Source organism: Denitrificimonas caeni (genome assembly GCF_027498055.1).
Lineage (GTDB): Bacteria > Pseudomonadota > Gammaproteobacteria > Pseudomonadales > Pseudomonadaceae > Denitrificimonas.
The window spans coordinates 2,786,345-2,806,540 of sequence record NZ_CP114976.1 but is presented as its reverse complement, the minus strand read 5'-3'; the positions used below and the strand labels follow the sequence as shown (position 1 = coordinate 2,806,540).

The 20,196-nt window shown below is 51.0% G+C and carries 23 protein-coding genes and 1 other RNA gene; 11 read left to right on the top strand and 13 right to left on the bottom strand.

Translation table 11 applies throughout. The features are described from left to right. Positions 1–28 precede the first annotated feature (28 nt). The gene (locus O6P33_RS13050; RefSeq protein WP_269818197.1) at positions 29–301 is read left to right on the top strand and encodes a DUF2007 domain-containing protein; all 273 of its coding nucleotides are present in this window, start codon (positions 29–31) and stop codon (positions 299–301) included. Positions 302–319: 18 nt separating this feature from the next. After that, positions 320–937: an SOS response-associated peptidase gene (locus tag O6P33_RS13045; RefSeq protein WP_269818196.1), complete on the top strand. Its 618-nt coding sequence runs from the start codon at positions 320–322 to the stop codon at positions 935–937. Between the two features lie 28 nt (positions 938–965). Here O6P33_RS13045 and O6P33_RS13040 read toward each other — a convergent pair whose 3' ends face one another. From O6P33_RS13040 to O6P33_RS12990, 11 genes are all read right to left on the bottom strand, one after another. Then, positions 966–1,238: an HPr family phosphocarrier protein gene (locus O6P33_RS13040; RefSeq protein WP_269818195.1), complete on the bottom strand. Its 273-nt coding sequence runs from the start codon at positions 1,236–1,238 to the stop codon at positions 966–968. After that, entirely contained in the window at positions 1,231–2,112 is an 882-nt protein-coding gene (rapZ, locus tag O6P33_RS13035; protein ID WP_269818194.1) for an RNase adapter RapZ, read from the bottom strand. The genes O6P33_RS13040 and rapZ overlap by 8 nt, the downstream gene beginning before the upstream one ends. Before the next feature lie 12 nt (positions 2,113–2,124). Next, positions 2,125–2,583: a PTS IIA-like nitrogen regulatory protein PtsN gene (gene ptsN, locus O6P33_RS13030; RefSeq protein ID WP_269818193.1), complete on the bottom strand. Its 459-nt coding sequence runs from the start codon at positions 2,581–2,583 to the stop codon at positions 2,125–2,127. A 7-nt stretch (positions 2,584–2,590) separates the two neighbouring features. Beyond that, a complete protein-coding gene (hpf, locus tag O6P33_RS13025; protein ID WP_269818192.1) occupies positions 2,591–2,899 on the bottom strand; it encodes a ribosome hibernation promoting factor in 309 nt (102 codons plus the stop codon). Between the two features lie 85 nt (positions 2,900–2,984). Beyond that, positions 2,985–4,490: an RNA polymerase factor sigma-54 gene (locus O6P33_RS13020; RefSeq protein ID WP_269818191.1), complete on the bottom strand. Its 1,506-nt coding sequence runs from the start codon at positions 4,488–4,490 to the stop codon at positions 2,985–2,987. 162 nt (positions 4,491–4,652) lie between these two features. After that, entirely contained in the window at positions 4,653–5,381 is a 729-nt protein-coding gene (gene lptB / locus O6P33_RS13015; RefSeq protein WP_269818190.1) for an LPS export ABC transporter ATP-binding protein, read from the bottom strand. A gap of 8 nt (positions 5,382–5,389) precedes the next feature. After that, a complete protein-coding gene (gene lptA / locus O6P33_RS13010; RefSeq protein ID WP_269818189.1) occupies positions 5,390–5,926 on the bottom strand; it encodes a lipopolysaccharide transport periplasmic protein LptA in 537 nt (178 codons plus the stop codon). Continuing rightward, positions 5,913–6,482, bottom strand: coding sequence for an LPS export ABC transporter periplasmic protein LptC (gene lptC, locus O6P33_RS13005; protein WP_269818188.1), 570 nt, complete (start codon positions 6,480–6,482; stop codon positions 5,913–5,915). The genes lptA and lptC overlap by 14 nt, the downstream gene beginning before the upstream one ends. Before the next feature lie 15 nt (positions 6,483–6,497). After that, positions 6,498–7,034 (bottom strand): KdsC family phosphatase, encoded by a 537-nt coding sequence (locus O6P33_RS13000; protein ID WP_269818187.1) that lies wholly within the window; start codon positions 7,032–7,034, stop codon positions 6,498–6,500. Continuing rightward, positions 7,034–8,008 carry a KpsF/GutQ family sugar-phosphate isomerase gene (locus O6P33_RS12995; protein ID WP_269818186.1) on the bottom strand — a complete coding sequence of 325 codons (975 nt, stop codon included), beginning with the start codon at positions 8,006–8,008 and terminating at the stop codon, positions 7,034–7,036. Before O6P33_RS12995 ends, O6P33_RS13000 begins: the two co-directional genes overlap by 1 nt. Before the next feature lie 72 nt (positions 8,009–8,080). Beyond that, positions 8,081–8,839, bottom strand: a complete 759-nt coding sequence (locus O6P33_RS12990) for a substrate-binding periplasmic protein (RefSeq protein ID WP_269818185.1) — start codon at positions 8,837–8,839, stop codon at positions 8,081–8,083. Between the two features lie 220 nt (positions 8,840–9,059). Between O6P33_RS12990 and O6P33_RS12985 the strand changes: the two genes are divergently transcribed. After that, a complete protein-coding gene (locus tag O6P33_RS12985; protein ID WP_269818184.1) occupies positions 9,060–10,412 on the top strand; it encodes a DEAD/DEAH box helicase in 1,353 nt (450 codons plus the stop codon). Positions 10,413–10,424: 12 nt separating this feature from the next. On the opposite strand, the gene O6P33_RS12980 is transcribed toward O6P33_RS12985, so the two are convergent. Beyond that, a complete protein-coding gene (locus tag O6P33_RS12980; protein ID WP_269818183.1) occupies positions 10,425–11,021 on the bottom strand; it encodes an HAD family hydrolase in 597 nt (198 codons plus the stop codon). Between the two features lie 4 nt (positions 11,022–11,025). Continuing rightward, positions 11,026–11,913: an acyl-CoA thioesterase II gene (gene tesB / locus O6P33_RS12975; RefSeq protein WP_269818182.1), complete on the bottom strand. Its 888-nt coding sequence runs from the start codon at positions 11,911–11,913 to the stop codon at positions 11,026–11,028. 300 nt (positions 11,914–12,213) lie between these two features. On the opposite strand from tesB, the gene rnpB reads away from it, so the two are divergent. The 8 genes from rnpB (at position 12,214) to mraY (ending at position 20,195) form a co-directional block, all read left to right on the top strand. Further along, positions 12,214–12,570, top strand: an RNA gene (rnpB, locus tag O6P33_RS12970) — RNase P RNA component class A. Positions 12,571–12,861: 291 nt separating this feature from the next. Beyond that, a complete protein-coding gene (gene mraZ / locus O6P33_RS12965) occupies positions 12,862–13,317 on the top strand; it encodes a division/cell wall cluster transcriptional repressor MraZ (protein WP_269818181.1) in 456 nt (151 codons plus the stop codon). A gap of 2 nt (positions 13,318–13,319) precedes the next feature. After that, the gene (gene rsmH, locus O6P33_RS12960) at positions 13,320–14,261 is read left to right on the top strand and encodes a 16S rRNA (cytosine(1402)-N(4))-methyltransferase RsmH (protein WP_269818180.1); all 942 of its coding nucleotides are present in this window, start codon (positions 13,320–13,322) and stop codon (positions 14,259–14,261) included. Beyond that, complete coding sequence (gene ftsL, locus O6P33_RS12955) at positions 14,258–14,551, top strand: cell division protein FtsL (protein ID WP_269818179.1); 294 nt, start codon at positions 14,258–14,260, stop codon at positions 14,549–14,551. The genes rsmH and ftsL overlap by 4 nt, the downstream gene beginning before the upstream one ends. Beyond that, positions 14,548–16,275 carry a peptidoglycan D,D-transpeptidase FtsI family protein gene (locus O6P33_RS12950; RefSeq protein ID WP_269818178.1) on the top strand — a complete coding sequence of 576 codons (1,728 nt, stop codon included), beginning with the start codon at positions 14,548–14,550 and terminating at the stop codon, positions 16,273–16,275. Before ftsL ends, O6P33_RS12950 begins: the two co-directional genes overlap by 4 nt. Continuing rightward, a complete protein-coding gene (locus O6P33_RS12945; RefSeq protein WP_269818177.1) occupies positions 16,275–17,744 on the top strand; it encodes a UDP-N-acetylmuramoyl-L-alanyl-D-glutamate--2,6-diaminopimelate ligase in 1,470 nt (489 codons plus the stop codon). Before O6P33_RS12950 ends, O6P33_RS12945 begins: the two co-directional genes overlap by 1 nt. After that, positions 17,737–19,113 (top strand): UDP-N-acetylmuramoyl-tripeptide--D-alanyl-D-alanine ligase, encoded by a 1,377-nt coding sequence (locus tag O6P33_RS12940; RefSeq protein WP_269818176.1) that lies wholly within the window; start codon positions 17,737–17,739, stop codon positions 19,111–19,113. The genes O6P33_RS12945 and O6P33_RS12940 overlap by 8 nt, the downstream gene beginning before the upstream one ends. After that, entirely contained in the window at positions 19,113–20,195 is a 1,083-nt protein-coding gene (gene mraY / locus O6P33_RS12935) for a phospho-N-acetylmuramoyl-pentapeptide-transferase (RefSeq protein ID WP_269818175.1), read from the top strand. The genes O6P33_RS12940 and mraY overlap by 1 nt, the downstream gene beginning before the upstream one ends. Position 20,196: the final 1 nt, after the last annotated feature.

Sequence of the window (20,196 nt, the reverse complement as noted above, 5' to 3'; positions counted from 1 at the left end):
AGTGAATAACTTGCAGAGGAGATCTAAGGTGCAAAGGATTCATGAGCCAGTGGATTTAATGGAAGCACAAATGCTGATGAGTATGTTGCGCAGCGAAGGTATCGAGGTGTTTTTACAGGGTGCGGACTTGGTTGGCGGTATGGGAGAGCTGCCTGCGTTAGGTTTGCTAGGCCTGATGGTGAGCGATGCGCAAGCGCAAGAAGCCCGTGAGTTAATCAGCAGTTATCAGCAAGCAACGCCCCTTGTGGATGGTACGTCGGAGCCGCAGCCAGGCGTGCGGCACGGCATTTTAGAGTGTTAACAAAAGGTCAGTCGATTTATGTCGGGACGCTATGCTTTGTTTAATTGGCCAGAGGCCATGGCGCAGTTGCCAGGTTTTCCGCAGCACATGCGCGCGCACTGGAATTTAGCGCCAAAATCGCAAGTGTTAATGATTTATCAGCAGGAACAGGAGCGTCACGCAACCTTGGCTTTATGGGGGTTCACCTCCGCTTGGATGACTGATTTAACGCGCGCAGTGGCCCATGCGCGGGCCGAAACTGTGCACACACAGCCAATGTTTAAAAAAGCTTGGCATGGCCAACGTTGTTTGCTGCCTGCCAATGGTTTTTTTGAGTGGCGCGGCCAACACCGCAAGCAGCCGTTTTGGTTGAGTGCGGCGGAACCTGTGTCGTACTTTGCGGGGCTTTGGGATGTTTACTCGGTACCGGGGCGTGATTATTACAGTGTGGCGATGCTGACTCAGCAAGCGGCTAATTTGCGTCGTCCAGTTTTACTCAATGCCGAGCAGCAAGCGCTGTGGCTCAACCCTGAGAGTAGCACTGAGCAGTTACTCGAGCTTTTAGCAGCCACACAACCACAGCTGCATGAGCGCCGTGTCAGCACACTGATTAATGACCCATTGGTGGATGGCCCGCATTGCTTAAATATTGGCTAAGGGTCTTCTGCTGCACAGCAGAAGACCCTTAGCTGTCTTCGTGGAAGCGTTGGGCAATCAGTTCTTCTAAGGTTGCCAAAGCTTCTGCTGCTCGCTCACCTTGCGCATTAATATGCAGTTGGGTGCCTTTACTGGCAGCTAGCATCATCACTGACATAATGTTTTTGCCGTTACAGAGTTGCTCGGGTGTACGCCCAACACTGACCTGGCACGGAAAACTGCTGGCAACCGCAACGAATTTAGCTGCGGCCCGAGCATGCAAACCCAGTTTGTTGATGATGGTGACTTGGCAGCTAGGCATCTGTTTGGCTATCTGAGCGTACAACATCGCGGTGGCGGATTTGTACATTGCTAAGTTCTTTGCCGAGCGCCTGACCTAAACGCTGGGCCATATACACTGAGCGGTGTTGGCCACCGGTACAGCCAATAGCAATGGTGACATAAGCCCGATTACTGGCGGCAAAGCGCGGCAACCATTTAGCTAAGTAAGTGTAAATGTCGTTGTACATCTCTTCCACATCGGCTTGCTCACCCAGGTAGTCAACAATGGGTTGGTCAAGGCCGCAGTATGCGCGCAGGTCGGGTTTCCAATAGGGGTTGGGCAGGCAGCGGATATCAAATACCACATCGGCATCCACAGGAACGCCACGCTTAAAGCCGAAGGATTCAATTAAAAAGGCAGTGCCAGGTTCGGGCTTATTCAGTAAGCGCAGTTTAATAATGTCCCGTAGTTGGTACAAATTAAGCTGTGAGGTATCAATGGTTAGGTCAGCCAGATCAATGATTGGCGAGAGCAGAGTCTTCTCTTCCTGAATCGCCTCGGCTAGGGAGCGCGAGTCATTGGTCAACGGGTGGCGTCGACGTGTTTCGGAAAATCTTTTTAATAGGGTTTCGTTGTCAGCGTCTAGATACAGCACATCGCAGACAATATGTTTCTCCCGCAAATCTGCGAGTAATTCAGGGAAGCGTTCTAGCTGGTTGGGCAGGTTGCGCGCATCAATGGATACTGCAATCTGTGGGTAAGCTAGCTCAGTTGCGAGCAGGGTCCGTTCCGCCAGTTCTGGGAGTAACATCGCCGGCAAGTTATCAATGCAGTAAAAGTTATTATCTTCCAATACATCTAAAGCTGTGCTTTTGCCCGAGCCTGAGCGGCCGCTGACAATAATTAAACGCATAGGTAAAGACCTCTAGTTTTGCGCATCGAGTACAGCTTGGTATAAGGCTGCATTGTTTGGCGCGCTACGCAGGCGTTCGCGTACCTTGTCTTGCTCAAAAATGCTGGCAATTTGGCGCAGTAATTCTAAGTGTGCATCAGTGGCAGCTTCAGGTACCAAAAGAACAAACAGTAGGTCCACGGGCTCGCCATCAATGGCATCAAAATCAATTGCTGTTTCTAAGCGTAAGATTGCGCTAATGGGTGTATGACAACCCATTAAGCGGCAGTGGGGTATTGCAATACCATCGCCAAACCCTGTTGAACCGAGCTTTTCCCGAGCAACTAAGCTTTCGAACAGCACAGCTTCGTCGATGTCTGGTAAGTCGGCAGAAATTAAGTGGGCGATGTATTCAAGTACGCGCTTTTTACTGCCCCCCGGTACGTTCACTCTGGAGCGTTCCGGGGTCAGTATATGTTCTAATCGAATCATATAAGTATTAACGTTCTAGGGCGCCTTTTTGACGGGCCAGTAGTTTCTCTTTGTGTTTAATTAATTGACGATCCAGTTTGTCAACGAGGAGGTCAATGGCCGCATACATGTCTTCGTGCTCAGCGTTGGCAATAATTTCACCGCCGGCAATTAGCAGAGTCGCATCAATTTTCTGCTTTACTTTTTCAACGCTCAAGGTCACGCGGATGCTAGTGATTTTATCGAAGTGACGCTCTAGCTTAGCAAATTTATTATTAATGTACTCACGTAGGGCTTCAGTGACGTCTAATTGATGGCCTGTGATAGTGATTTGCATACTCTTCTCCTTAGCAGCACTGTTGTTAGTGCGTTGTTTAGCAGGATTGTAACGCCTGCGTAAAATAAGTGTTACTGACCAATGTCTATAAGAGTTGTTTCCGATCGGTTGAAGAGGCAATGCCAAGTGCTTCACGGTACTTGGCAATGGTGCGACGTGCCACTTGAATACCTTGCTCTTCCAGTAAACCAGCGATTTTACTGTCACTCAATGGTTTTCTTGGGTTTTCTGCTGCTACGATCTTTTCGATAATGGCGCGAATAGCCGTGGATGAGCATTCGCCGCCTTGTGTGGTGCTGACGTGGCTGGAGAAAAAATACTTCAGCTCGAATATGCCCCGTGGCGTATGCATGTATTTTTGTGTTGTTACCCGCGAAATGGTTGACTCATGCATGCCCACTGCCTCGGCTACTTCAGCCAGTACCAAGGGTTTCATGGCTTCAGGGCCATAGTCAAAGAAACCCCGTTGGTAATCAAGAATTTCCGTTGCGACTTTGAGTAAGGTTTCATTGCGGCTTTGTAAGCTTTTAATAAACCAGCGCGCTTCTTGCAGCTGCGTACGTAAAAATGTGTTGTCAGCGCTGTTGTCGGCGCGGCGTACAAAACTGGCGTAATGGGCGTTAACCGCCAGACGAGGGGCAATTTCAGGGTTGAGCTCAACAATCCAACGGTTGTTGGCTTTGCGCACAATAACATCGGGCACTATGTATTCAGGTTCTTTGCTTTCAATCACTGAGCCTGGGCGCGGGTTGAGGGTTTGAATCAATTGCACAATGTTTTTTAGTGCGTCTTCTTTGATGCGCATGCGCCGCATAATTTGATTGTAGTCACGGGCGCCGAGCAGCTCTAAGTGCTCAGCACAGAGCTGTTGCGCTTGTGCAAGCCATGCTGTGTCACTGGGCAAGCTGTGCAGTTGCAGTAGCAGGCACTCGCTAAGGTCGCGGGCAGCAATGCCTGTGGGCTCGAACTGCTGCACCCGCTTGAGGACCATTTCCACTTCATCCATTTCAATGTGTTGCATCGGGTCAAAGGAGCTTTGGATTTCCTCTAGGCTTTCTTGTAGGTAACCGTCCTCGCCAATGCTGTCGATGATTACGGTGGCGATGGTGCGATCAGTCTCGGTCATTTTAGCGAGGTTGAGCTGCCACAGCAGGTGGCTTTGCAGGTCGACACCGACCGATGTGGTGCTGGTAAAGTCCCACTCTTCGCTATTGGAGCTAGGAATGTTACTGCTGGCGCTGGATTGGTAGATGTCATCCCATGAGGTGTCGATTTCGAGCTCGCTGGGAATTTGTTCCGGCCAATCGTCGCTTTGCGTAGCAGGCTGTTCAGCCGCAGCAGCGGTGTCTGTGCTCTGACTGTTTTCTTGCGGGGCGGTAGATTCATCGCTGGCTGATTTTTTGGCAGCATCAGGATCGCTCTGAACAGAGGTGCCATCCTCTTCCAGTTCAAGCATAGGATTACTTTCTAGGGCCTCTTGGATTTCTTCTTGTAGGTCCAGGGTCGACATTTGCAGTAAGCGAATTGCTTGCTGCAATTGCGGGGTCATGGACAGCTGTTGGCCCATTTTTAATACGAGTGAGGCTTTCATAGCGGAAAGGCATAACTCCTTATCATTAATGCGCTAAGTGATAGCGCCTAGCAAGATTTATGCCTGATTTTTTGCTGTTTGCCTAGACTTGACAAGCAATTATTGTGCGAAAATTGCTTTTATTTGCATTTGAATGAGCTGCTGACCTTGCTGTACCGCTGTTTACAGGTGGAATTCCTGCCCCAAATACACGTCACGTACCAGCTGGTTTTCGAGAATACTTTCAGGTGAGCCCATCGCAATAATTTGTCCATCACTGACAATGTAGGCTGTTTCGCAAATATCCAAGGTTTCACGCACGTTATGGTCGGTGATTAAGACGCCAATGCCTTTATCTTTTAAGTGCTGGATGATTTGTTTGATGTCGCCCACAGAAATAGGGTCAACACCGGCAAAGGGTTCGTCTAACAAGATAAACTTTGGGTTGGTCGCAAGGGCGCGGGCAATTTCCACCCGGCGGCGCTCACCACCCGATAAGCTCATGCCCAAGTTGTTGCGCAGGTGGGTGATGTTAAATTCTTGTAAAAGCTCGTCCAGTGCTTGCAGACGGCCGGTGCGGTCTAAGTCTTTGCGCAGCTCTAAAATGGCTAGGATATTGTCTGCCACACTCAGCTTGCGAAAAATAGAGGCTTCTTGCGGCAGGTAGCCAATCCCGGCACGGGCGCGGCCGTGCATCGGCTGGAAGCTGACATCATGCTGGTCAATTAACACACTGCCTTTATCGGCTTTGACCAAGCCAACAATCATGTAAAAGCAGGTGGTTTTACCCGCACCATTCGGGCCGAGCAAGCCAACGACTTGACCGCTGTTGATGGACAGGCTGACATCGTGCACAACAGTTCGGCCTTTGTAAGATTTGGCCAGATTTTTTGCGGTCAAGGTGCTGCTCATGGATTATTTTACTCTGCTTTGCTGTCTTTGTTTTTCGGCTGAATGACCATGTTAACCCGTGGGGTTGGTGTGGTGATGGTGCCTTGTTTGCCGCGACCTGCAGTGACAATTTCTAGGTTGGTGTCGTAAACGATTTTTTCGCCGCGGAACGTATTGCCCTGCTGAATAACTTTGGCTTGGTCAATGATGATGATTTTATCGGTATTAGCAAAGTACTGGATGGTTAGGCCGTAGGCTTGGACAATTTCTTTATCGGGCGATGGCAGTTGCTCATAGTAAGCAGGCTTGCCTTCTGAGGTAAATACGTCAATGTCACCGTCATTGTTCATGGTGATGGTTACGGTGTCGCCGGTGATTTTTAGGGTGCCTTGGGTAATCACAACATCGCCGCGGTAAATGGCGATACCACGTTTGTCATCCAGTTCAGCACTATCGGCTTGGATGTTAATTGGCTGGCTACTATCAGAGGGCAAGGCATGGGCCAAGCCGCTGAGTAAACTAAAGCCAGTGGCAAGGACTAACGCTTTTGTTTTAGCGAACTTCATGTCGGCCTCTCACATTTGCAAGCAAATACATTTTGCTTTGATTTAAATAGGTTTGCATGCCAACACCAGTAGTCACACCGTTGGCAGCTTCAATTCTTACCGCAAGCTTGGTATGGGCGTATTCAGTAGCAGGCACATAGGTGAGCTGTTCGGTGGTGAGGATCGTTGGGCGACCCTGTTCGTCAGTGCGCTCAATGCGCACATTTTTGATTAACTCAACCTCTTCACCCTCAGGGCTGACGATGCTGCGCTCGCTGGTGATGTGCCATGGTAGCTCAGTGCCGCGAAACAACAATAAGTCTGGTTGCAATAATAGCGTCATGTCATCATTTTGCGTGTGCTCAAGGTGGGGGCTGGTCAACTCATAATGCAGTGTGCCAGTCTCAGTAAATTGCAAAGTATGGGTGTTCTGTGCAAAAAAATCGATGATCTTGTCGTCTGCAGCCGCGGTTGCGGCGTTGCTATCCGGTGAGCTGTTTATATTCCAATAACCTAAGGCCGCCACCAGCAGCGCAATGGGTAAAAAGAATAAGGCTAAACGTAGGTTTGCGGACATTGGTATGACCCGTATTTATAAGTAAGCGTTTTGGGCTGCGCTCAGGCTGCCTTGTGCGGCCATAATAAACTCGCAGAACTCCCGTGCTGCACCTTCACCGCCACGTAAAGAGGTGACCGCTTGAGCATGCTGGCGCACAAAGCTGTTGGCATTGGCGACGGCCACGCCGAGGGCAACACAGCGGATTGGCGCTAAGTCAGGCAAATCATCCCCCAAATAGGCAACCTGTTGGTAAGAAAGTTGCAGTGTGCTGAGCAATTCATCCAAGGCTACGCGCTTGTCTTCGCGGCCTTGTACCACATGCTCGATGCCGAGGTTGGCGGCACGGCGCTCAACAATGGTAGAAGTGCGCCCAGTAATAATTGCAACCTGGATGCCCGAGTGCATGAGCATCTTAATGCCTTGGCCATCGAGAGTGCTAAATGCTTTAGCTTCGCTGCCGTCGGCTAAGAAATACAATTTGCCATCGGTGAGCACACCATCAACATCTAATACCAGTAAGCGTACGCCGCGGGCACGCTGGACTAAATCGATATTGGCAAGGTTTAGCATTACATTACTCCGGCACGTAATAGATCGTGCATATTCAAAGCGCCAATGGCTTGGTTGTTTTCATTGACCACGGGCAACGAGCTGATTTTGTGATCTTCCATGATTTTTAAGGCTTCTGCCGCTAGCATCTCGGGGCGTGCTGTTTTGCCGCCGTGAGTCATCAGCTCGGCAATATTGGCCTCACGCACATCAATACCTTTATCCAGCGCGCGGCGTAAGTCACCGTCAGTAAAGATCCCGGCTAAAGTGCGGTCTGGCGCTAAAATCAGGGTCATGCCTAAGCCTTTTTGGGTCATCTCTAACAGCGTTGCACGCAGTGAGGCATCGCGTGTTACTGCAGGCAATTCATCACCACTGTGCATCACATGCTCTACTTTAAGCAGAAGGCGTCGACCTAAAGCGCCGCCTGGGTGGGAAAAGGCAAAGTCTTCAGGGGTAAAGCCTCGTGCTTCCAGCAGTGCTATGGCTAAAGCATCGCCTAACACCAGAGTGACAGTGGTGGACGAAGTAGGGGCGAGATTAAGGGGGCAAGCCTCTTTCGATACTTGGGTGTCGAGGTTCACTTGTGCAGCGTTAGCTAAGGTTGAGTCAGGGTTGCCGGTCATGCTAATTAAGGTCAAACCTAGGCGTTTGATTAACGGCAATAACGTAACAATTTCGTTGGTGGTGCCTGAGTTCGATAAGGCCAAAACCACATCATCTGCGGTAATCATGCCCATATCACCGTGGCTGGCTTCGGCGGGGTGAACAAAAAAGGCTGGGGTGCCAGTGCTGGCTAATGTGGCGGCGATTTTGTGCGCAATATGCCCAGACTTACCCATGCCCACCACTACCACGCGACCTTTGCAGTTGAGAATAAGCTCGCAAGCACGGACAAAACTATCGTCAATGCGCGCTAACAGACTGCTAATAGCGTCTTGCTCAAGGCTGATGGTGCGCTTTGCCGAGGCGATAAGGGCGTCAGGTGAGAACATAATCAATAATTCTTTAAAGTAAAAAAATAATTATACGTGAAATCATTAAGCAACTCATTAGCTCTTATGTGTTTAAGGCGTCTGCTCAGTTAAGGGGTGTGGGCTTGCAAGATCCGAGGCTTCTTCAAGTCCTTTAAGTAGCTGGCTGGCATAGGGTGACTTTTTTGAAATTATAAAAGTTAACGGCATGCTATTAATGCTGACATAAGGCAGCTTGATTTCGGTCATGCCCAGTTGTTGCTGGGTTTCTTGCATGGGGGTGATGTAATTGAGTAAATAATCGCCGCGCTTGCGTAATAACATGGCTATGGCTGCTTCATGCTTACTGGTGCGCACTGTTGTTATATTTAACTTGGGGTCTGCGAGCCATTCGGTGACCGGTGGCCAATAGCTGTAGCCGCTGATAAGAATGATTTTTTTACCTTGTAAATCGTCCGGTAGTTGCGGTGTTGGTGAGTGAGGGTGGTGAAATAGAGCGAGAGTGGCCTCATTAATGTAGATGGAGCTTTCCAGTACATGCCCAGCAAGCTCTTGCTTGCCAAGCGATCCGGGCCACAAATCGACTTCGCCGGCAATCAGTTGCGCATACAGACGTGCCGAGGGCAGGCCTTTAAAAACGATGTTGTAGCCTAGCTCGGTGAGCATGGACTCAGCGAGCTTGATGCCTGATCCTTGCGGTTTGCCGTTGGCGTCGGTGTAGGACAGCGGCGGAAACTCATAATAACCAACAGTGACGGTGGGTTGCGGCTCAGCGCTTAAGGTTAAAGTGCAGAGTAAGCCGATGCTCAGCAAGAGAGTGCGCAAGTAACTCATGGTCGGGTCTCGATTCATGGTGAGAATGTTATTTGTAGCATAATCGCTAATTGTTTGAGTCAGTTTGTTCGGTAAATGAGCACTGCTAGGGCTCTGTTAGGGTTTTAGTCTGGGGTGTGGCTGGGAGGCGCTGCTTGAGCCGGTGTAATTCGGTGCGGTATTTAAGAGGCGGGGCGCTAAACACTGTAGAATGGCTGCACAACCCATGACGGGATATAACGCTTAGAGTGAGAAGTACATGTCTTTTGCCCATTTAGGATTAATGCCGGCGTTGCTGGGTAATCTGCAGCGACTTGATTATCAGCAGCCTACCGCAGTTCAGGAACAGGCTATTGGTCCGGTTTTGGCCGGTAAAGATGTTTTAGCCGCTGCGCAAACGGGTACTGGAAAGACCGCAGCCTTTGCCTTGCCAGTGTTGCAGTTATTGCTCAGTCAGGGCGGTAAAGTGCAGCCTAACTGTGTGCGTGCTTTGGTCTTGGTGCCAACCCGGGAGCTGGCTGAGCAAGTGCATGAATCTATTGCGCAGTATCTGCATGAGTTGCCGTTACGCACGGCGGTGGCTTATGGCGGCGTCAGTATTAACCCACAGATGATGAAGCTGCGCCGCGGTGTCGATATTTTAGTGGCAACGCCTGGGCGCTTGCTGGATTTGTATCAGCAAAATGCTGTGCGTTTTCATCAGATGCAGTTTTTGATACTGGATGAGGCAGACCGCATGTTGGACTTGGGCTTTGCCCAAGAACTGAATGCACTGTTTACTTTGATGCCACAAAAGCGTCAGACCTTACTGTTTTCAGCTACTTTTTCTGGGCCTATTCGCACCCTAGCTGGCAAATTACTAAATGAGCCAGTGCGCATTGATGTCACGCCTAAGCATACGGCAGCGGAATCGGTTAAGCAGTATTTGATAGTTGTGGATAAAAAAGACAAAACCGACTTGCTGTTACATCTATTGGAGAGCCGTCAGTGGGGGCAGGTTTTGGTGTTTGTGCGGACTCGCAAGGGTGCAGAACTGCTGACTAAAAAGCTGCTGGCCGTGCAAGTGCGCGCGGATGCGATTCACGGTGATAAAACTCAACCAGCACGTTTGCGAGCTTTGCAGGATTTTAAAAAAGGCCGTATTCAACTGCTGGTTGCCACCGATGTGGCGGCCCGCGGCTTAGATATTGAGCAGTTGCCGCACGTGATTAACTTTGATCTGCCTACTGTTGCGCACGATTATGTGCACCGCATTGGCCGTACCGGGCGCGCTGGGCTATCCGGTGAGGCGGTATCGTTAGTCAGTGCTGATGAGCTGGACGAGCTGATTGCTATTGAGGCCTTGTTGGGGCTTACGTTGCAACGCTTTGATGAGCCAGACTTTTATGCTGAGCACCGTTTGCCAGAAACAACCTTAGGCGTTGGGCGGGTTAAAAAGCCGAAGAAGCCTAAAAAAGGTAAAGCGGCTCTAGCATCTGGGCAGATTCATTTGGGCGATGCATTTCCTGTAGAGAGCAAGCCGCAAGTGGTTGCTGTGCGGCAAATGCCCAAGCTGGCTGTGCAGGGGCGCGGCAAGCTTAAAGCAAAACCGAGCAAGGCTAAACCCCGTTAGGCTACGCCAGCGTCAGCGGGTAATGGGCAGTAATTGTCGGCAGTCTTTGGCGTGAAAGTCCGTTAAATCAGGCCAGAGGTTTTCGTTGGTGTTGACCTGCACAGCATAGCTGCCAGCGGCTTTTGCGGTTTTTAAATCCATCGAGAAATCGCCCACCATAATCATTTCCTGAGGCGCTACTTGCCAGTGTGCAGCAATTTTAAGCAGTCCATCAGGGTGTGGTTTGGGTGTGGCTTGTTCGCGGCCGTAAATCAGAGGGTCGCTAAAGTAATCCAGCAGATCAATGGCTTGCAGGGTTAGCACAGCAAGTTCTTTGGCGTTGCGGGTCAAAATGGCCAGTTGGCGGCCTTGCTCGTGCAGCTGTTGCACCAGCTCAATGGCCCCTGGTGCTGGCTGCGAGTTAAGTGCGAGCTGGCGCTCATGCTCCAGTAGCCAAGCATGTTTTTGTTGCGCCTCAGTCTGTGGCAGTGATGCCAAGTGGCCTAATATATCGGCCTGCTCAGGTATTTCCAGCATCCGCCGTATATATAAAAAATCGTGCACAGCAATGGTCAAAGTGCCGTCCATATCAAAGACCCAATGCTGACAGTATTTTAAGCGTGTTGGCATGTGTTTAACCCATTATATCCTTGTGCTGCCAGTCGCCCCGCGCACGGGTGAGGCCTTCTTGGGCGACCGAGGCAACTAAGCGACCGTCCCGAGTATAAATGCTGCCGCGGGCGAAACCACGCGAGTTACCCGCCCAAGGACTGTCCGTGGAGTACAGCAACCAGTCGTCGAGGCACACTTCTTCGTGAAACCAGATGGCGTGATCAAGGCTGGCCACTTGCATTTGCGGTTGCCAGATCGATGCGCCGTGGGGCAGTAAAGAGGTGGTCAGCAAGCCAAAGTCTGAGGCGTAGGCCAGCAGGTGTTTGTGCAGTGCCGGTGATTGCGGCAAAGTGCCGGCGGCCTTGAACCAAACTTGCTTGATAGGCTCGCTGATGGCTGGGTTAAGCGGGTCAAGCACTTGTACCGGACGAGTTTCAATGGCTTTGGCGCGGAGCATTTTATCGCGTTTTTCTTTTGATAGAGCTTTGGCCAGGTGCGGTGATAACTCTTCTTCAGGAATAAGGTCTTCGGGTTGCGGCACGTCAGGCATTTCAGTTTGGTGGCGAAAGCCTTCTTCTTGCTCATGGAAGGAAGCGCTGCAGGTAAAGATAGTGTGGCCGTTTTGAATGGCGGTGACCCGGCGTGTGCTAAAACTGCCGCCGTCACGGACGCGTTCAACTTGATAGATAACGGGTTTTTTCGCATCACCAGCACGTAAAAAATAGCCATGCAGGGAGTTGGCTTGCCGTGCGCTATCGACAGTTTGGCTGGCTGCAGATAAGGCTTGCCCGAGAACTTGGCCGCCAAACAGCTGACGAAAGCCTAAATCTTGGCTGGCGCCGCGAAATAAGTTTTCCTCGATGGTTTCCATACTCAATAGCGACACTAATTGGTCAAGAATTGAATTCATTGTGTTCCTCATGGGTTGGCAGAGAGATGATGTTGAGATGCTTGGTTGTGTGACTGCGGAACGGATCTTAAGGCTTTTTTAGACTTTTGTCGGCCATTTGTCGCTGAAAACTAACAGTGAGGGCTTTGGGGTTTTGCCGAGAGCGGCCACTGTATTCAGCGCTGAGGGTGATTCTGAAGTGTTTGTGCGCTGTTTATCCTGCCTTGGCTGAGCGGTATTTGCAGTGCTAGCGGTTGGCGATTGCAGAATTTATTATCAGTGCTTGCGGTGGCGGCCAATGCCCCGTAACCTTTGCTGCGGAGAGTCGATCGGACAGTCGCTGTTTCGCTACTTCGGTAGTGAGAGGGAGGAAAGTCCGGGCTCCATAGGGCAAAGTGCCAGGTAACTCCTGGGAGGCGTGAGCTTACGGATAGTGCCGCAGAAAATTACCGCCTAAGCACGTAAGTGCCGGTAAGGGTGAAAAGGTGCGGTAAGAGCGCACCGCACGGCTGGTAACAGTCCGTGGCTAGGCAAACCCCACTTGGAGCAAGACCAAATAGGGATCCATTAGGCGTGGCCCGCGCTGGATCCGGGTAGGTTGCTTGAGGTCGTCAGTGATGGCGATCCTAGAGGAATGACTGTTCACGACAAAACCCGGCTTATAGATCGACTCTCCACTCTTTTATCTGACCCGCGACCGTTGGTCAGAGCATAAAAAAGCCCAGCTCTTAATGAAACACTTTAACTTGCGTGGTTAAGGTGCTCGTTTGTATGCGGTTATTTTTATTATTCCCTTGTTGCGTAGAAACAGAATGAGTTAACCACTGCTAAGTTACAGACTTATATGGGTTTTCTTGTGTTTATAGCTTGACGCTGGGTGGCTCTGATTTCTATAGTGTGCATAAGTGGCATGAAGTGGGAAAAAGTGGGTTTTTCTACTGGAGTACTGCATAATATAGGGGCATAGCCGTGTTTCGCGGATCAAGCGCTATTAATCTTGACGCCAAAGGGCGCCTTGCGATGCCGAGTCGGTATCGGGAGGAGCTGATTGAACGTTGTGAAGGTCAGTTGGTGATTACCATCGACCTTGCTGATCCGTGCCTATGTATTTATCCCTTGCCTGACTGGGAAAGAATTGAAGCCCAGCTCAGTCAAATGCCATCTCTACGTCCAGAAACCCGTCAACTTAACCGATTGTTGATCGGTAGTGCAGTTGATTTGGAGCTGGATAGTAGTGGCCGCCTGTTGATTCCTGCGCGTTTGCGCGAACAGGCAGGTTTAGCTAAGCAGGTCATGCTAGTAGGGCAGTTGAATAAGTTTCAGCTGTGGGATGAGAAGAAATGGAATGATTTACTCAGCGCTGATCTCGAGGATATTAAAAATCCTGATCACCTACCCGAAGAATTAATGAATCTGGTTTTATAATTATGAGCGAAGCGTTAAGTCACATCACCGTGTTGCTTGATGAGGCGGTTAGTGCCCTCAACGTGCGCCCGGCTGGCTGCTATGTGGACGGCACCTTTGGTCGCGGCGGACACAGTCGACTTATTTTGCAGCAGCTCGCTAGCGCAGGACAGCTGTTAGGTTTTGATAAAGACCCGCTAGCCATCGCCACGGGTCTTGAGCTGCATCAGCAGGATCCGCGTTTTTCTATTGTGCAGCGCAGCTTTGCCGAAATGGATGCGGAGCTTACGCAGCGTCAATTGCTGGGTGCAGTGGATGGTGTACTGCTGGATCTGGGTGTGTCTTCGCCGCAAATTGATGATGCTGAGCGCGGTTTTAGCTTTATGCATGATGGCCCGCTGGATATGCGCATGAACCCTGAGGAGGGGATTAGCGCAGCACAGTGGGTGGCTGAAGTCAGCGCTGAAGAAATGGCCCGGGTCTTTAAAGAGTACGGTGAAGAGCGTTTCGCAAGACGTATGGCTAATGCAGTGGTGGCCCGCCGTGAGCAGCAACCGTTTACCCGCACCGGTGATCTGGCTGCTGTTTTAACTGAGGCTAATCCAGCTTGGGAAAAAGGTAAAAACCCAGCCACCCGCGCTTTCCAAGGTATGCGTATTCATTTAAATAATGAGCTCAGTGACCTTGAAAAGGGGCTAGAGGCAGCAATGGCGGCATTAAAGGTTGGCGGCCGTTTGGTGGTGATTAGTTTCCACTCCTTGGAAGACCGCATTGTTAAGCAGTTTATGCGCCGCTTGGCGAAAGGTGAGGCAGATAACTTGCCGCGTCACTTGCCTATTATCCCAGAGAAATTTGACCCCATTGTGAAGCTCCTGGGCAAGCCGCAATATGCCAGCCCAGCTGAGCTCAAAGCCAATCCACGTGCACGCAGCGCGGTAATGCGTGTGGCGGAGAAGTTACGGTGAGCCGGATTTATGCAAAACCACTACCGCGTTTGAGCGGTATTTTGCTGTTTTTGTTTGTGGCTAATTTGCTTTCAGCAGTGGCGGTTTCGTATGCCTCACATAACAGCCGTAAGTACTTAAATGAGCTGTTTGAGGCAACGCAAATTCGCGATCGAGCCCAGGCTGAGTGGGGGCGTTTTATTTTAGAACAGAGCACCTGGACCGCGCACAACCGTATTGAAACCCTAGCTGTGCAGCAGTTGGGTATGCATATTCCGGAGCCGGCAGCGGTGCGGATGGTGAGCCCATGAAATACTTTAAAGGCATGGAGCACCCATACCGCTTTATTATTATTTTAGTACTGCTGTTTGCTCTAGTGGCTGCTATTGCTTCACGCATCGTGCACTTGCATATTTTTCGGCATGAGTTTTTAGCCATGCAGGGTGATGCGCGAGCGGTACGTCATATCCCTATTCCAGCGCACCGTGGGGTGATTACCGACCGCAATGGTGAGCCGCTGGCGGTGAGTACGCCGGTGCTGACCTTGTGGGCTAACCCTAAAGAATTATTAGCAGATAAGGCACGCTGGCCAGAGTTGGCTAGCGCTTTGGAGCTGCCGCCGGCTGATTTAGCCAAACGCATTGAAAGCAACGCCGCCCGTGAGTTTATGTATTTGGCTCGCGGCTTAACGCCTGAGCGTGGGCAGGCGGTACTGGAGCGTAAAATTGCTGGGGTGTACAGCAAAGAAGAGTTTCGGCGTTTTTACCCTGCCGGGGAAGTGGCTGCGCACCTGGTTGGTTTTACCGATATTGATGAGCATGGTCGCGAAGGGGTAGAGCTGGCGTTTGATGAGTGGCTCACTGGTGTGCCGGGTAAGCGTCAGGTAATTAAAGATCGTCGTGGCGACTTAATTCGTGATGTACAGGTGAAAGAAAATGCCAAGCCTGGCAAACAGTTGGCATTGTCGATTGACTTGCGTTTGCAGTATTTAGCGCACCGCGAGCTGCGTAATGCACTGCTTGAGTTTGAAGCTAAAGCCGGCTCCTTAGTGATGGTGGACGTGCGCACCGGTGAAGTGTTAGCCATGGTTAATCACCCCACTTACAATCCGAACAACCGACGCCAGCTTAATCCGCAAGCAATGCGTAACCGCGCAATGGTGGATGTGTTTGAACCAGGTTCAACAGTTAAACCTTTTTCCATCGCGGCAGCCTTGGGCACTGGCCGCTGGACGCCAGAATCTACGGTGGATACCGGCAATGGCAGCTTTAAAATTGGGCGCTATACCATTCGTGATGTGTCCCGTGGTGGTTTGCTGGACTTGACGGAAATATTGAAAAAATCCAGTAACGTCGCGATCAGTAAAATTGCTTTGGATATTGGGGCACAGCCGGTGTACGCGATGATGCAAAACGTGGGTTTTGGTGCAGATACCGGTCTAAGTTTCCCCGGTGAACGGGTTGGGCAATTACCCATGCACCGGAAGTGGGGACAGGCAGAAACAGCAACTTTGGCTTATGGCTATGGTTTGTCCGTGACTGCCGTGCAGTTGGCCCATGCTTTTGCTGTATTGGCCAATGATGGTCGCAATATACCGCTCTCGCTCCTGCGTCAAGACCGTGTTCCAGCGGATGGCGTGCAGGTGATGGATGCGCAGATTTCCAAGTCGGTCATGGGCATGTTGCAAGCTGTGGTTGAAGAACCCGGTGGCGGTGGCTCACGAGCGCGAGTGCCGGGTTATCACGTCGGCGGTAAAAGTGGTACCGCGAAAAAATTAGCCAGCGGTGGTGGTTATACCGAAAGCTCCTACCGCTCATTGTTTGCAGGCGTGGCGCCCATTGAAAATCCGCGGGTAGCTGTGGTGGTGGTGATTGATGAGCCAAGTAAAGGCGGATATTACGGTGGTTTGGTGGCCGCCCCAGTGTTTGGTCGCGTGACCGCTGGCGCTTTACGCATGCTCAATGTGCCACCCGATAACTTGCCCACAGAAACACAGACAGCAGTGGTTGGCTCTACACAAGGAGGGCGCGGCTAATGGCAATACCTTTAAATAAATTATTCGCGCAAGCGCCGAGTGCCAACTTAATTCGTGAGTTGACCTTAGACAGTCGCAAAGTACGTCCCGGTGATTTGTTTTTAGCTGTGGATGGTCTTGAGCAAGATGGTCGCGATTATATTGGCGATGCGGTGGCCCGTGGTGCTGCAGCGGTAGTTTACGAAGCTGCTGGCGCGCCCGCTATGCAGGACAGTGAAGCTTTATTGCTGCCGGTACATAATTTGCAAGCGCAGTTGTCAGAGATTGCCGGGCGCTTTTATGGCGAGCCAAGCCGTATGTTGCGTGTGGTTGGGGTCACTGGTACCAACGGTAAGACCAGTGTTACCCAGTTGTTAGCACAGGCATCCGACTTACTAGGTCAGCCATGTGGCTTGATCGGCACTCTCGGTAACGGTTTTTATGGCAACTTAGCCAGTGGTCGGTTTACCACACCGGATCCTCTGACTGTGCAAGCCACTCTCGCTGATTTGAAAAATGCAGGCGCTAAAGTGGTGGCCATGGAGGTGTCTTCCCATGGTTTGGCGCAGCAACGCATTAGCGCAGTGACAGTGGCAGTGGCGGTGTTAACTAACTTGACCCGCGATCACCTTGATTATCACGGCTCGATGCAGGCGTATGCGCAAGCTAAAGCCAGTTTGTTTAACTGGCCAGAATTGCGCACGGCAGTATTGAATATTGATGATGAGTTTGGTCGCGAGCTGGCGACACAAACCAGCGCTACACGGGTTATTAGCTATAGCTTAACCGATAGCAGTGCCAGTATTTATTGCCGCAATACCCGCTTTAGTAACAGTGGAATTGAGGCTGAAGTTGTCACCGCACAGGGTGAAGGTAATTTATCCAGCCATTTACTTGGGCGCTTTAATTTAAGTAATTTGCTTGCGGTTATTGGTGCTTTATTAGCGCTGGGACACTCCCTTGAGCAGGCATTAGCGGTGATCCCCAAATTGCAGAGCCCAGCAGGGCGCATGCAAGTGTTGGGTGGTGCTCAATGCCCAGCGGTGGTGGTGGACTACGCCCATACTCCTGATGCTTTAGAGCAGGTGCTGACTGCCTTGCGCCCACATGTTGGCGCTAATGGCCGTCTGTTGTGTTTATTTGGCTGTGGCGGTGAGCGTGACATCGGTAAGCGTGTGCTGATGGCTGAGGTGGCGGAGCGTTTGGCTGATGCGGTGCTGGTCACCGATGACAACCCCCGCGGAGAAGATCCGGCGGCTATTCGGGCTCAGATCTTACAAGGCTTTAGCGCCCAAGCTGCGGTCACTGAAGTGGCTGGACGCGCCGCCGCGATCGCTCAGTTCGTGGCGCAGGCCAATGCGGGTGATGTGATTGTTCTGGCTGGCAAAGGCCACGAGGATTATCAAGAAATTAATCAGCAGCGTGAGCACTTTTCCGATATCGAACAAGCAGAGCAGGCGTTAGCTGCATGGCAGGTGGCGCATGTTTAAACCAATGCAGTTAAGCCAGTTGCTGGCTCCCTTGCAGGGTTCTCTGCACGGTGCAGACGTTGAGTTTAGCGTGCTGGGTACAGACAGCCGCAAAGTGATCCGTGGACAGTTGTTTGTTGCTTTACGCGGTGAGTTCTTTGATGGGCATGATTATTTAGCAGATGTTGCCAAGCGTGGTGCGGCTGCCGCTGTGGTTGAAGAGTTGCAGCCAGAGGTGAATATTGCGCAGATCTGTGTCGCTGATACGCGCCTGGCTTTAGGGCACATAGCCCTGCTGAATCGTCAACAGTTTACTGGCCCAGCTGTTGCGGTGACTGGTTCGAGCGGCAAAACTACAGTTAAAGAAATGCTTGCGAGTATTTGTCGAAGTGCTTTAGGTAGCCAAGCTGTATTGGCCACTCGCGGTAATTTAAATAATGAGTTGGGTGTACCATTTACCTTGCTCGAGCTTAACGGCCAGCATCGTGCGGCAGTGGTTGAGCTGGGCGCTTCACGTCCCGGGGAAATAGCCTACACGGCAGCTTTAGTACAGCCGCAAGTGGCGGTGATCAGCAATGCTGGCATGGCCCATGCCGGTGAGTTTGGTGGTCCTGAGCATATTATTTTAGCTAAAGGCGAGATTCTGGACGGTTTAACTGCTGCACAGACCGCTGTGCTTAACTTGGATGATCCAGCGTTTGCACAGTGGCGGGCACGCAATAGCCTTTGCCAGGTGCTGAGTTTCTCAACGAAAAATTCAGCAGCTGATATTTACGCCAGTGACATTAATAGCAATGCCCAAGGGCGCATGGGGTTTAACTTACAGGGCGTCGCTGGTGAGTGCTTTATTCAGCTGGCGGTGTTGGGGTTACATAATGTCAGCAATGCCTTGGCCGCGGTGACTGCAGCCCATGCTTTGGGTATGCCGCTGACTGCTATTCAAGAAGGCCTGGAAAGCATGAAGGCTATATCTGGGCGCAGTGTGGTGCATGAGTGTGCCAATCACGTACAAATCATTGATGACAGCTATAACGCCAATCCAGCATCGATTCGTGCCGCTATTGATGTGCTGCAAACGATGCCAGGGCAGCGGGTGCTAGTGCTCGGCGATATGGGCGAGTTGGGGGCTTGGGCAGAGCAAGAGCACGCTCAAGTCGGTGTCTATGCCAACGGTAAAGTTGATGCGGTTTTTGCGGTTGGGCCACTGATGCAGCACGCCATTGCACAATATTCTGGTGTTTCAGGGCACTTTCTCGCGCAAAACAGTCTGATCGAAGCACTACTCGCGCAAGTGAGTGGTCCTGCAACACTTTTAATTAAAGGTTCACGTGGTGCGGCAATGGAAAACGTTGTTAATGCGCTGCGTACTGGTCTAGGGGATGCACTCTGATGTTGCTTTTATTGGCGGAGTACTTACAGCAGTACTACAAAGGCTTTGCGGTCTTTCAGTACCTGACTCTGCGCGGAGTTTTTGGCGTCATTACAGCTTTGTTGATGTCGCTGTGGTTGGGGCCGAAAATGATCCGTAGCTTACAGCGCTTACAAATTGGTCAGTCGGTGCGCACTGATGGTCCGCAATCACACCTTTCAAAATCAGGTACGCCAACTATGGGTGGTGCGTTGATTTTGGCTTCCATTACCATCAGTACCTTGCTCTGGGCTGATCTTAGCAACCGCTATGTATGGATTGTTTTGCTAGTCACCATTTTATTTGGAGCCATTGGCTGGGTGGATGATTACCGTAAAGTGGTGGAGAAAAACTCCCGTGGTTTGCCCGGTCGCTGGAAATACTTTTGGCAGTCTGTATTTGGTTTGGCTGCGGCCTTAGTGCTGTACTTTACGGCGCAAACCCCAGCAGAAACCGCACTGATTGTGCCGTTCTTAAAAGGTATCAGTATTCCGTTGGGTGCTGGCTTTATTGTGCTGACTTACTTAGTGATCGTGGGCACCAGTAACGCGGTCAACCTCACGGACGGTCTCGACGGCTTAGCGATTCTGCCCACAGTGATGGTGGGTGGTGCTTTAGGTATTTTTGCTTATGTGACCGGTCATGTGACCTTTGCTGAGTACTTGTTTATTCCGTACGTGCCCGGTGTGGGCGAGCTGATTATCTTTTGTGGTGCACTGGTGGGTGCCGGTCTAGGCTTTTTATGGTTCAACACCTATCCCGCACAGGTATTTATGGGTGACGTCGGTGCTTTAGCCTTGGGTGCGGCGCTGGGGACTGTGGCGGTGGTAGTTCGCCAGGAAATCGTGCTGTTTATTATGGGCGGAGTGTTTGTGGTTGAAACACTGTCGGTGGTGATTCAAGTCGCCTCCTTTAAATTAACCGGTAAACGCGTGTTTCGGATGGCACCGATCCATCACCACTTTGAATTGAAAGGTTGGCCAGAGCCACGGGTGATAGTGCGTTTCTGGATTATTACCGTAGTGCTAGTCCTGATTGGACTGGCGACCCTGAAGTTGAGGTAAG

Bases quoted from the DNA above. Each gene is read 5' to 3' on its own strand.
- O6P33_RS12980 (WP_269818183.1), bottom strand. From the start codon at position 11,021: ATGCCAACACGCTTAAAATACTGTCAGCATTGGGTCTTTGATATGGAC.
- O6P33_RS12940 (WP_269818176.1), top strand. From the start codon at position 17,737: ATGTTTAAACCAATGCAGTTAAGCCAGTTGCTGGCTCCCTTGCAGGGT.
- O6P33_RS13045 (WP_269818196.1), top strand. From the start codon at position 320: ATGTCGGGACGCTATGCTTTGTTTAATTGGCCAGAGGCCATGGCGCAG.
- ptsN (WP_269818193.1), bottom strand. From the start codon at position 2,583: ATGATTCGATTAGAACATATACTGACCCCGGAACGCTCCAGAGTGAAC.
- O6P33_RS12995 (WP_269818186.1), bottom strand. From the start codon at position 8,008: ATGTTCTCACCTGACGCCCTTATCGCCTCGGCAAAGCGCACCATCAGC.
- O6P33_RS12950 (WP_269818178.1), top strand. From the start codon at position 14,548: ATGAAATACTTTAAAGGCATGGAGCACCCATACCGCTTTATTATTATT.
- rapZ (WP_269818194.1), bottom strand. From the start codon at position 2,112: ATGCGTTTAATTATTGTCAGCGGCCGCTCAGGCTCGGGCAAAAGCACA.
- O6P33_RS13040 (WP_269818195.1), bottom strand. From the start codon at position 1,238: ATGCCTAGCTGCCAAGTCACCATCATCAACAAACTGGGTTTGCATGCT.
- O6P33_RS13020 (WP_269818191.1), bottom strand. From the start codon at position 4,490: ATGAAAGCCTCACTCGTATTAAAAATGGGCCAACAGCTGTCCATGACC.
- O6P33_RS12945 (WP_269818177.1), top strand. From the start codon at position 16,275: ATGGCAATACCTTTAAATAAATTATTCGCGCAAGCGCCGAGTGCCAAC.
- rsmH (WP_269818180.1), top strand. From the start codon at position 13,320: ATGAGCGAAGCGTTAAGTCACATCACCGTGTTGCTTGATGAGGCGGTT.
- lptA (WP_269818189.1), bottom strand. From the start codon at position 5,926: ATGAAGTTCGCTAAAACAAAAGCGTTAGTCCTTGCCACTGGCTTTAGT.
- mraY (WP_269818175.1), top strand. From the start codon at position 19,113: ATGTTGCTTTTATTGGCGGAGTACTTACAGCAGTACTACAAAGGCTTT.
- hpf (WP_269818192.1), bottom strand. From the start codon at position 2,899: ATGCAAATCACTATCACAGGCCATCAATTAGACGTCACTGAAGCCCTA.
- O6P33_RS12990 (WP_269818185.1), bottom strand. From the start codon at position 8,839: ATGAATCGAGACCCGACCATGAGTTACTTGCGCACTCTCTTGCTGAGC.
- O6P33_RS13000 (WP_269818187.1), bottom strand. From the start codon at position 7,034: ATGCTAAACCTTGCCAATATCGATTTAGTCCAGCGTGCCCGCGGCGTA.
- lptC (WP_269818188.1), bottom strand. From the start codon at position 6,482: ATGTCCGCAAACCTACGTTTAGCCTTATTCTTTTTACCCATTGCGCTG.
- tesB (WP_269818182.1), bottom strand. From the start codon at position 11,913: ATGAATTCAATTCTTGACCAATTAGTGTCGCTATTGAGTATGGAAACC.
- O6P33_RS12985 (WP_269818184.1), top strand. From the start codon at position 9,060: ATGTCTTTTGCCCATTTAGGATTAATGCCGGCGTTGCTGGGTAATCTG.
- lptB (WP_269818190.1), bottom strand. From the start codon at position 5,381: ATGAGCAGCACCTTGACCGCAAAAAATCTGGCCAAATCTTACAAAGGC.